Source organism: Streptomyces sp. BB1-1-1 (assembly GCF_031597775.1).
Lineage (GTDB): Bacteria > Actinomycetota > Actinomycetes > Streptomycetales > Streptomycetaceae > Streptomyces > Streptomyces thinghirensis.
Window position 1 is genome coordinate 440,213 of the sequence record NZ_CP134205.1, and the last position, 11,381, is coordinate 451,593.

Genomic DNA, 11,381 nt, shown 5'->3' on the forward strand with positions numbered 1-11,381 from the left:
CGCAATCAGCCCGCCGACCCCGTCACCCAGGCAGCCACAGCCCGGTGTCGTTGCTGCGCATGGCGGTCAACCAAGAGTGCACCGCCTCGCCGTTCACCTCCTGGACGGGGTAGTTGCGCGTCCGTACCACCTCCCGGGCGCCGGGCGACCAGTCGACGGTGGCCACGAGCATGCCCGTACGGGCATGCTCCCAGGCGACATCGGCGGCCAGGGCCTTGACCACCACCTTGCTGATCTTGCGCCGTTCCCGCTTGCACTGCACGATCATCAGCGGTGGGTTCTGCCCCCCGCCCGCGGTGCCTGACTCCCAGACCCTGATGTCCACCCCGTTGTCGTTGCGACCCGGACCGAGTTCGACCTCGAAACCTGCCCTGTGGAAGTACTCCGCCACCAGCGCTTCGAACTTCCGCCAGTGAATAGCCGCCAGATCCTCATACCGGCTGGCCAGATAGGTCACGAACCGCTGATCGAAAAACTGCCCGTAGGACGCGGTCACCGAGTCGGAAGTGAACAAGTCAGCCAGATCCAGGACATCGTTCCATTCGACAGTACGAACCCATTGTCGCCACGGGTCGGAGGCATTCTTGAAGTCCTCCTCGCGGAACACCAGGTCGACCGCATCAGCCAGCACGTCCCCATGCAGGCTACGGGCTGTGTCCCGTAGCAGCGCGCGCGTAGCCGGCGAGTGAACCTCCATCGACGTCACCAGGAGCTGAGCACCGCGTTCTTGCAGAACATCCAGCGACTCCAACTGGTGCGGCGGGACCGACTCGAGCACCGCATCGATGAAACCGAGAGCCTGCCAGACCAACTTTTTATCATGCAGCCGATCCCGCAGGAGGTACTGGATGGGCCGCATGGCCTGCAGCGCACCAGGCTGGACGAACGAGTCCGCAACGCAGCGATTCATGATCTCAAAGGCCTCGCTGCGCATCCGCACGCCAGCCTCGCCCGGTGGATACAAGTGCGCATAGCCGTGGCGTTGCAGACAGTCCAGGATGTCGGTCTCTGCGATGGCCAGTCCCGCCCGGTAGCCAACCATCTCGGTCAGCCGCTCAGCCACGATGCGCCGATCGGCGCGAAAGGCCCCCATCAGCTCTCCTCCGGGGAAGAGGGATCACAGGAGCGTTGCCGCGCCATGGCCAGGTACGCCAGCCCGGCCGGGGTGAGACGGTACTGCCAGGCACTGGCGTCCTCGAGGTAGCCGTGCCCGTGCGGGCCGAGCCGGCGGGCCGCCACCCGCCCGATGTCGATCTTCGCGATGGTCTGCTCGGGGGCGGAGGCGACGGCTTCGAGTGCCGCCTGCAGCCACTCGGGCAGCAGCGACCGGTCGGGAGCCGGCTCGTCGGACGGCTCTCTCAGGGCCCGCCCGGCGGCCCGCCCGTTGCGGGTGAGGCGGACCTGGGTATGCCAGACCGGGCCGCCGGGTGAGTCCTGCGCCACCCGCCTGAGCTCGATCAGCCCCCTGCGCTGCAGAGCGGCCAGCGTGGCACCGGCGCCCGCATCGAGCACTTCACGCTGGCCCAGCTGCTGCTGGACCGGCGTGGCTTCGGCAGCCGGGTGATCGACGCCGTAGGTGATCCACCGCCACTGCTCGGCCGGCTGCCTCTCCCGGGTGGCGTGCCAACGCCGCCTCTGGGCCTCCTCGTTGTCCCGGTCGATCGCGTACAGCACCTCGAGATAGATCTGCTGACGCGTATTCAGGCCCTTGGCAAGGCCGCCTGCACCGCCCGACAGCCCGCCGGGGGGTGCAGGGGGTGCAGGCGGCGGCGTCACGAGGATTCCGACTGCTGGATCGGCTCGAGCTGGTGGGAGGGCAGCAGCACGCTGCCGAGCTTGTGGGCCAGGTGCAGTTCGATGGGCAGCATCAAAGGGTCGGCGAAGTGCGCGGCCGCGAAGCGCCTCTGGTGCGCCAGCGCCGCCCACGCCGCGGGCGAGTCGTCGCTTTGCTTGACCGCCACGAGCAGTTCCAGCAGCTGCGGATTCCACACGTCCTTCAAGGTGTCGCGCTTCCAGCCTTCCTTGTCCTTGCTGACCTTGCCCCAGTGCGGCTCGAGCCGGGAGCCGCTCGGACTGCCCGGCCCGGCGGTGGAGGGCTTGTCGGCGGTGGCGAAGAACAACCGGTCGTTGTCCTTGCTTGCCCACAGCCCTGCGCCCACACCCGCCTGCACGTCCGGCCCGCCCTTGCCGAACGCGAAGTGCTGGGCGGTCTCGTCACGGACGTTGGTCCGCAGCCGGATGTGCCGCAGCCCCTTGCAGTCGTCTGCCGCCAGCGGCCGGTCGGGATGGAAGGCGAGCCGGTCGGCGGCCAGGTGCGGATTGGTCAGCGCCGGGCACAGCGAGCGGATGTTCTGGGCCAGGGTGAACAAGGCGAGATCGCCGCCGTCACAGGACTCGGCCACACAGTCGGCGAAGAAGTCCTGCACCTCCGGCTTGTCGAAGGTACGCGGCCGGTGCCAGCCGGCCAGCTGGATGGCCGCCCGGTGATAGGGAAGCCAGCCGGAGTAGGGTAGACGTACCAGGGCGTGGGGCCGATCGGGAACGGTGGCCACAGCCAGCGGCATGACGGCCTTGAAGTCGCCGGTGCGGCGCACCACCCACAGGCCCAGGCAGGCCACGTCGGTCAACTCGTGGGCCTTGGTGCCTTGCTGGGCCGGCGGCCTGACCAAGCCTGTCTGCCGGATCAGCAAGTCACTGACCGCCCTGCGGGTGCGCTCCCTCCGGCTGCTCGCCGACTCCTTCTCCTTCTGCTCTGCGTCGTCGTCGGGGCCGTCCTCCGTCTCCTCGCTCGCGGAGGGCGGCAGCAGGTTCTGGGTAACGGCCTCACACAGCGCCGCCCCGGCCCGGACCACCATCTTCGGGTCGTGGTCCACGGATGCGAAACCGTCGGCGCCGCGCATCTCCACCAGGACGAAGCGGGCCGTCGTTCCAGCCTCGGGATGCCCGAGGCCGCGGCTGACCTGCTGCTGGCGGCTGACACCGGCAGCCTTGAGACGGTCGTTGCGGCGCTTGATGTCCGCATCCAGCTCCAGGTCGTCGGCGATCTCGCCCACCGGCTCAACGCGCAGCAGCACCTCGAGTTCTGCGGTGGTGAACCGCTGCCGCCAGGCCTGCACCCGTTCGGGCTGGCCGGCCACGTCCACCGGCAGATCCAGCGCGAACACCACCGCGTTCAGTGCCTCGTCGCGCATGGTGGTGGTGTCGCACCACAGCACGATCTCGATCCGCGACCCTGCAGCCCCGGCCAGCGCGCTCCGGTCGATGCGCAGCAGATCCGCGGCAGCGGGCCGCGTGCGGGACGGGATCGGGACGCGTTCACACGGAGCGTCCACCTCCGCGAAGTCTGCCAGGGCGGGCACCAGCTGGCTGAAGATGCGCCACTTGTCCTTGGCGGAGATACCGTCGCCGACCGCGTGCCCGGTGTTTTTTCCCAGCCCGGGCCGGTAGGGGACACCCGCGACGGGAGGCCTGGGGCGGCCCTCACCGTCAGGCCCTGGCTCGAGGAAGGCCAGCGGGTCACGGGCCACCTCAGCGGGAACGGGCAGAAACGGGAAGGAACCCAGACGCGACAGTGTGGGCACCAAGTCGTCGGCCCACCCCATGAAGCCCTGCTTCTTTCCGGCCGGGCCGGGATGCCAGGCCATGGAAGCGAGCCCGAACGGGCTGCTGGTATCCGACCAGGGGGAGGGGGACAAAAGATGCACGCCGATGTTCCGCTTCGGATCGAAGACGTTGTACCGGGCCCACCGGCGCATCCCGACCCGCACGTGCAGCCGCGGCTGCGCCGCCGTCTCCAAGCCCCTGGTTTGCACCGACAGCCGCAACGTGTAGGACCACGGGTAACGCACACCGTTCGAACTCTCGTACACATGCGGCGGCCAGGACACCAGCTCCGCCCCGTCACGGGCAGCCGTCCGCCGCCACGACGACGTGTGCACCGCCTCGGCCACTGCCTCGGACTCAGCCTCCTCGTCCTCCTGTTCAGCCGCCTGGAGGTCACCGCCTACCTCGTCCGCAGCCATGCCGGCATCCGGTGCGCCGGCCTTGCCGTGGACGACCTTCCAACCACTCGTGCACAGGTGCGCGGCCAGCGCGTGCGGCACCAGCGTGTAGTCGGAACTCTCCGGCTCATCACCCAGCCCGACGTTCAGGGTCTTGCGGGTGAAATGGAGGTCCTCGCCGCGGAAGTCGTCCAGGATGCGGGCCAGCGCGGTGATGTCGATGACCTGCCGGCGCGAGCGCCGCTCGGCCAGCTGGTTGCGGTGCATCGCGGCGGCCATCAGGCCGCCCTTGACGAACTCCACCAACTGGGTGCGGTCCGGAGTTTTCCCGCCCGCGGCCGCCGACCAGGCCAGCCACATCTCGCCTCGCCGCGCGCGGGCATCATGGGTGAGGACCTGCGGCATCAGTGCGGCGATCGCACTGTTGACAGCCCACAGCGGAATGGCCCGCACTTCCTCCTCCGCCTCACCCTCGGCCGTGGTGGGCTTGAAGATCTGCTCACGCAGCGGCCGCGCCCAGGCCGCCGGGAACTCACACGTCCAGTACTGCGCCAGCGCATGGCCGGCGAAGGACTTCAGACGAAAGGAGAGGGGCTGTAAGAAATCATAGCGCACGGTGTTGCCTCACCAGGGTGTGCAGGGATTGACGAAGGGGCCGGTACAGCGGTCCGGCGACTTGCCCGTACGGCCCGTCGAGGGCTTCATCGAGGGCGTCGAGCATGCCTACCAGCGTGCTGTCGTCGCGGGTGGGGTCGAAGGCGGCATCGCAGAAGTACACACGCGCCGTGGCGCCGCCGCGCAGCATCCGGCCGATGATCTGGTTCAGCGGAGCGATGTTCGTCCAGTCCATGGCACGCCGCTGTGCCGAGCCGACATCGGTCAGCGCATACCGCAAGGACGCCTCCAGCAGGTCGAGCCAGGTGCGGCGGGCCAGCTCGCGGAACATCCCCGCCCGCTCGCCCAGCGCCGTCTCGGGGCCGGCCGACGGCACGCCGCCGCGGATCTCCTGCACAGCCCACCGGTTCATCGTCTGCACGTGATAGCTGAGGTCTTCGGGATGCAAGTGGGGACGGACCAGATAGAACGCGGCTCCCAGCGCGGCGACGTGGTCGTCGTTGAGGATGTTGTGCCCGCGCTCGATGGCCAGCTGAGGCGCGATGAGGATCCAGGCGTCCTGCTGCTTGGCCATCGCGTGTACGTTGCCGCGGGCGATGGTCTGCCCGCTCCAGTGATGGCTGCCGGAGTCGTCGTCGGGCACCATCTGCAGGATCTGATCGGCCCATTCGGGCCGCATCCTGATCAGATGCCGCAGCACTTCCTCGGCCTCCCGGTAGCTGCCCACCAGCAACAGGACACGCTGGCGCCCCTCGGGCAGGCTGTCGCGGATCTCCTCCAGCCGGCTCTTGCGCGGCCCGCGCAGCCCGAGCCGTCTGCCGCACAGCCCGGCCAGCAGTTCCCTGAGCGCCTCCATCCGCTCCGGGCCCTGCTGGCCCGACACTCGCACCATGTACGCGGCTCCGCTGGAGGCCTGCGCCTTGACCGGCAGATAGTCCAGCACGATCCGCTCATGCAGGGGCACCTTGTCACCGGTGCGGGAGGCCAGGATGCCCGCGACGGGCACCTGCACGTCGTAGCGTGGCGAGTTCCCAGCCCAGCTGGTCGCCGACAGCAGTAGGCACGCCGGCCCCGCATCTGCGTCACCGCCCGCCCCGCTGTGTGTTTCCCGGTATAGGTGCGGCAGGTTGAGCAGCAGCCAGCGGCCGATGCCCGAGCAGCGGAAGAACGACAGGGTGCCGATCTGCTCCGCCGCGCCCTCACTCTCGCGGTACTGGAAGCCCAGCAGGTTGCCCATGGGCGATTCCGGCACCAGCGGCAGGTACTCCGCCGGCGGGCGGTGCACGAGGCTGGAGCCCATCGCCTCCAGCCCGGTCTCCATCTCCACTTCCCAGCAGGCACGGGTCAGCAGAGCGAGCTTCTCGGCGAGCAACGCGACGATCATGGTGACCTGGAACCGCACCGCCAGCCGCTCCAGCGCCTGGTCCCCGCTCAGCACCACGTCGTCCTGCCCGCGCAACCACTCCACCAAGTCCTGCGTGACCAGGCCCGGTGGCTGATACCCGCGCGCCGTCAGATCACGCAGGAACGCGCAGGAGGCATCCGCCCCCAGGTAGCGTCCGGCGGGAGCATCCAGCCACTCCACGAAGACGTTCATCCAGCGCTTGCGGCACTCCTCGTCCGAGTCCCACATGGCCGGCTGCCCGCGCCGCTTCGCCTCACCCTCCGCCAAGGGACGCGGTCGGCGGGCAATCTCGCTCGCCAGCCGCATCGCCAGCCGCAACTCGTTGAAGTAGCCCTGGCTCAGCCACTCGCGCACATGGGCGTGCTCCGCCAGCAGACTGCGCAGATGGGTCACCAGCAGACCGGCCGTGCTGATGTCGACGGACCAGTCCCGCACCGGCTCGCTGAACAGGTGCTGACCGCGGGTATGCCGCATGTGCCGCTCGAACAACGGCCGCACCTCATCCAGCCAGGCATCCTCACCCGGGCCGGCCAGCGACTGCGAGGGACTGAACGCCTGGTCCCACTGGATCTGCACCCGGTCGGCCTCGTCCACCACGAAGGCATCGCTGCGCTGCCAGGCCAGCTCCAGATACCGCATGTCGTGCTGCGACAGCTGCTCGGGCACCCGGCAATGCATCAGGCTGGCGGGCGTGGCCACCCACACGGTGGCGTCCACCAGCTCCCGCGCCGCCTCGTGCCGCCCGCACACCGGCAGCAGCGAGCATCCCACAGCGGGCTCCCGCTGCTGCCTGTCCGTCCCTTCGCTGCTCCACGGCCGCAGCCGGTGCGAGCAGGGCGCGTCCTTCAGCGCCAGCGGCTCGGTCAGCTCGGCCACGCCCTGCAACACACACGAGGTGGAGATCCACCGCAGCCGCGGATCCTCCAGCAACGCCAGACCCCGCGCATGCACGTCCACGGGACGGTGCACCTGCTGCAGGTGCCGGCCCCGGTTGGCCGCTCCCAGGATCGGCGCCGCACGCACCCCGTACCGGCACAGCGCGGTGACCATGTCCAAAACAGCCACGACATCCCCGAGGACCACCGTCAGGGTGTGCCGCCGCTGCGGCTCGGCGCCTGCCCACACGGCCGCGACGGTGATCAGGGTGGTCTTGCCGACGGCCGGCATGCCCACCACGTGCACCACATCCTGAAGCGGCAGTCTCTTCGACGCGCGCATCCGGCCGTCCTGCTGCCGCACCAGCAGATACAGGTCATCGATCCGGCGGCGCCAGTTGCGCTGCTCACCCAGCTGCGCGTCCACCGCATCCATGCGATCGGCCGTCGCGGTCAGTGCCGACCAGCGCAACGTCACCGGCTTGCGCCGCCTGCCAGCACGATGGCGCTGTGCCGGCTGCGGCACCATCCCCTCCGGGATGACCACACCGGCATCCCCCCGCGCCATGCGGTATCGCACACCCTCCTGTGCCAGGCGCACTCGCCGCAGACGATGCTGCGGCAGCACGGCCAGCGCCTGTGCGTACACCTGGCTGCGCTGGGAGGCCACCGACACCGACACCCGCCGCTCCGGGGGCTGCTGCGGGTCCTTCACGTCGAACAGGCGCAACATCTCCGGCAGCGCCTGGTACGCCTCCAGCCTCTTGTTCCACGCATGCTTGCTCTTCAGCTCGCCCACCAGCCACCGCAGTGACGACGTCATAGCCACCGCACGCTGTCGGCGCGTACGGAAGTCGTAACCGCCCATCAACGCCCAGGCATCCGCCGCGGCCGCACCCGCAGCCCACGCCTCAAGCGCGGACAGCCCCAGTTCCACCGACGCCACCAGCCGCACATCCACACGCCCCAGGCCGCGGCTCTTGGCCGTCCGACGCAGCTGATGCCCCAGCCCCTCGTACCAGCCGCTCCGGTCACGCGCCACAGACAACCTCCCCCACAGGGCCCACGTCCGGGCACGAGGCGACCAGCGCCCGGTCGGAGACCACCTCGATCTCCGGCTGCGCCCGCAGCGCCGCACTGTGCCGCTCAAGAATCTTCAGGTAACTGCGGTTGCTGCGCAGCCGATCGTGTGGAACGACCAGATACCCCTTGCGGTAGGCGTACGGATCACCCGCCCCCCAGCGGGGGAACGTCTTGATGCGTCTGGCCAGCAGATAAGGACTGTGCCAATCCTTCACATCCACCCCGACGCTGTAGCCGTCCGGCCACAACGCCACCAGGTCCAGCGAGTCCAGCTTCGGGTACAGCACCACCCGCGCTCCTCGTGCGGCCAGCCGCTGTGCCAGATCCAGCTCCGGATGTCCCGGCAGGGCCACGAACCGCACAAGCTCCGGCTCCAGCCGCCGGGCCCCCTCCGCCTCCACCCAGACCGGCCCGGGAAGATCGTGCCGCTGCCCGCACCGCCATACCCGGCACCGCACCAAGCCGTCCGCCCGCGGAACGATCCACTGCTCGCACCCTCCGCATACCGCCACGCGCCCGCTCACCGCCAGCTCCACCGGTACCGGCCCGTACGACTCTTCCATCCAGGTCGCCCACTGCGGCACATCCAGCACCGCATTCTTCGCCGCCAAAAACGCATCCGGCCCCAGCACCGCGTGCGAGGTGACGAACAGCCGCCACCGCGCATACAGCTCCGGCCGCCCCAGCAGGGCAGCGGTGTCCTTGATGTGCTTCACCAGGGCGCTCTCGTGCACCTCGGACACCACGTCCTTGGCGGCAACTGCCCACTCCAGACAGAACTCGCTCGGCTCGCCGCCGATCAGAAGCCGCTCACCCCGCACCTGTGCGTCGGGGTCGAACTCCAGCGGCCAGGCATCCACCGACTGCTCGGCGCACCACACCCCTACCAGATCCTGCACGCCGACCGGGGCGGCCCTGCCCGCCCGAACACACAAGGCAGCCAGCCGGTCCAACCCGAGCTGCAGACTCCTGTGGTACGGCTGCTGAAGCTGACGCACCCCCGCCCAACCCCGCATGCCAACCAGCCCGGATGCCACCAGGCTCAAGACCACCTCACTCGCACGGACCGCACTGGCACGCCCGGAGAACACCGGCCCCGTCTGTTGTGTCTGACTCACGCCCCAAACGGTAGAGGCCACCACTGACAGTCATCTGACGAACCGGCCAGTAACCTCATGTGACCAGCAACAGCCTTACCAGGCCAGCCCCCAACCGCCTCACCCGTCACCGCCATCCCACTCAGCCATCCGCGCCAGCAGCAGACGAAGACGGTCCGCCCGCCCGGGCTCCCACGCTGGCAGCAACATCCCGGTCGCAGGATCCAGCTGCCCACGCCACTGCGCCACACGGTCCCGCACCGACGTCTGCCACCCGTCCCACCCAGCCCCCGGCCGACTGCTGATCACCTCCACCCGCAGCGGATGCCCCAGCCTCTCCAACCGGCCTGTCAGCACCGTCACCTGAGCCTCCGTCCACGCCAAAACCCGCCGCCGACCCAGAGCCCGCTCCAACACGGCGGCACCCTCAGCCGGCGAACACGCACCCGCAGGAACGCCAGGGCCACCCACCCCAGCGAACCGCACCACCACCTCCACCAGCCTGCGCCCGTTCCCGTCCACAGCGCTCACAACAGCAGCAGCCGCCGGCCGCACCCGACCCGACGCCGTCCGCCCCCCACTCACCGCCTCCACCCACACCACCGCAAGCAGAGGATCACCCAGCACCCCCCGCGCCCAACGCCTCAGCTCCCCGCGCCGCTCCCGCAACAGCGCCTGGAAACCCGCCACTTCCCGCATCCGCCAGCACATCGGACACAACCGCTCTCCCTCCCGCACCGCAAGAGAGCGATCACAGCACGCACCACACTGCTGACACACATGCGCCATCAATCTGCGCCGCCGAGCAGAAGCCTCCAACTGCCCAGCGGACGACGCCGTGGGGCGACTCGCCTCCACGCGGTACAGCCCCACCGAGCCCCGCCGCCCCTGACGGTAGGAGCGCACGCGAGCATCAGCCGGCCCCCCAGGCACCCGGGGAAGATCCCCCGACGCCAGCTGACTCTTCGACATCAGAAACCAGGGCACCTGCGCCCAGTCCTCATACTCTGCCAGCACACCCATGCCCAAGCCTCCAACCCGCACAGTCCGTAACAGAATCACAGGAAGCGAAGTTAGCCTGCAATCCAGATGGGAGCAACTACCAAAAGCCGCCCTGAGCAGCACATTTGAAGTTTACAAACTAAAAAAAGACACGCCGGTCACCCAAGCACCCGCCTCAAACCGGCCCGCAACACATCACCCACAGTCACGATTTGATCAGCCAGTCGCTCATACTCCGCCAACGCCACCTCACCACCAGGCTCCGGCCGCCGCCGGACAATCCCCGGATACCGATCACGCCAGTCCCGAAGCGCAGCAACCGCCTCAGCGGACACCGACCAGCACCCTGCCCGCACCTGCCACGCCAACCCAGCCGGAAGACGAAACGACACAGCCTCCGGATAGCCCCCATCCCGGGCCCCCGGCCACCGCCCCATCCCAGCAAACTCCTCGCCAGCCTCCGGCCACACCCTGCACCACCCTCGAACCTCCACCTCCCGACGCACCCCAAAAACGGCAAGCGCATCCACTGTGTCCAGCACCTCACCCGCATCCCGCAAGCGCGCCACCTCCCTGCGCCAACCGGCCCGTACCACCGCGGCCTCGCTCCGACTCAAGCCCCTCACATCCCACCGGGCACTGCCCGCCAGCGCCCGCCGAAGCTCGCGGTGCCTCTCAACCACCTCCCGGAGCTCAACCCGCGTACCCAAAGCCACCTTGACCGTCATCAGCGTCGTGCCCTCACCACTCACCACCCCAGCCTCCCAGCACCTCACCACACAGACACAACAAATCCCCGCGCCAGCCAGCAGAAACCACCCCGACGATCGCTCAGTTCGAACGGTGGGAAGGCCCTCAACTTGATTCCTGTCCTGCCGCCAGGCAGGACGCATCTTTTTGCCGCGCAGGCCGTCAGGCCTGCTAACTACCACAGAAACCAACCAAGTTGGCCCGCCAGGGCCAACACAACAATCACCTGACACACAGTCGTGCCGTCAGGCACGTAGTCGGGGGAGAGGGCAACCCAAATATCTGTGCAACCACCCAGTTTTGACATCACCGGCGCCGCCAGGCGCCGGCTCTTCCCCCAGTGAGGGGGAAAGGCCCTCAACTCGGTTCCTGTCCTGCCGCCAGGCAGGACGCATCCTTTTGCCGCGCAGGCCGTCAGGCCTGCTAACTACCACAGAAACCAACCAAGTTGGCCCGCCAGGGCCAACACAATCACCTGACACACAGTCGTGCCGTCAGGCACGACGACAGTCCTTGACGGGCCGTCAGGCCCGTAGTTGGCCGTCAGGCCAAC

6 protein-coding genes are annotated in these 11,381 nt (G+C 68.8%); all 6 read right to left on the reverse strand.

Annotated features, from left to right (window positions below; translation table 11 throughout):
* Positions 1-22: 22 nt before the first annotated feature.
* On the reverse strand, positions 23-1,093 hold the full coding sequence (locus RI578_RS42600) for a restriction endonuclease (RefSeq protein WP_310869064.1): 1,071 nt from the start codon (positions 1,091-1,093) through the stop codon (positions 23-25).
* Positions 1,093-1,776 (reverse strand): hypothetical protein, encoded by a 684-nt coding sequence (locus RI578_RS42605; RefSeq protein WP_310869063.1) that lies wholly within the window; start codon positions 1,774-1,776, stop codon positions 1,093-1,095. Before RI578_RS42605 ends, RI578_RS42600 begins: the two co-directional genes overlap by 1 nt.
* Positions 1,773-4,616, reverse strand: coding sequence for an RNaseH domain-containing protein (locus RI578_RS42610; protein WP_310869062.1), 2,844 nt, complete (start codon positions 4,614-4,616; stop codon positions 1,773-1,775). The genes RI578_RS42605 and RI578_RS42610 overlap by 4 nt, the downstream gene beginning before the upstream one ends.
* The gene (locus RI578_RS42615) at positions 4,606-7,938 is read right to left on the reverse strand and encodes a hypothetical protein (RefSeq protein ID WP_310869061.1); all 3,333 of its coding nucleotides are present in this window, start codon (positions 7,936-7,938) and stop codon (positions 4,606-4,608) included. Before RI578_RS42615 ends, RI578_RS42610 begins: the two co-directional genes overlap by 11 nt.
* A complete protein-coding gene (locus RI578_RS42620) occupies positions 7,928-9,097 on the reverse strand; it encodes a hypothetical protein (RefSeq protein WP_310869060.1) in 1,170 nt (389 codons plus the stop codon). Before RI578_RS42620 ends, RI578_RS42615 begins: the two co-directional genes overlap by 11 nt.
* A gap of 1,139 nt (positions 9,098-10,236) precedes the next feature.
* Entirely contained in the window at positions 10,237-10,806 is a 570-nt protein-coding gene (locus RI578_RS42625) for a hypothetical protein (protein ID WP_310869059.1), read from the reverse strand.
* Positions 10,807-11,381 lie beyond the last annotated feature (575 nt).

What these genes read in the sequence shown, in the direction of transcription:
- RI578_RS42625 (WP_310869059.1), bottom strand. Translation starts at nt 10,806, where the DNA reads ATGACGGTCAAGGTGGCTTTGGGTACGCGGGTTGAGCTCCGGGAGGTG.
- RI578_RS42600 (WP_310869064.1), bottom strand. Translation starts at nt 1,093, where the DNA reads ATGGGGGCCTTTCGCGCCGATCGGCGCATCGTGGCTGAGCGGCTGACC.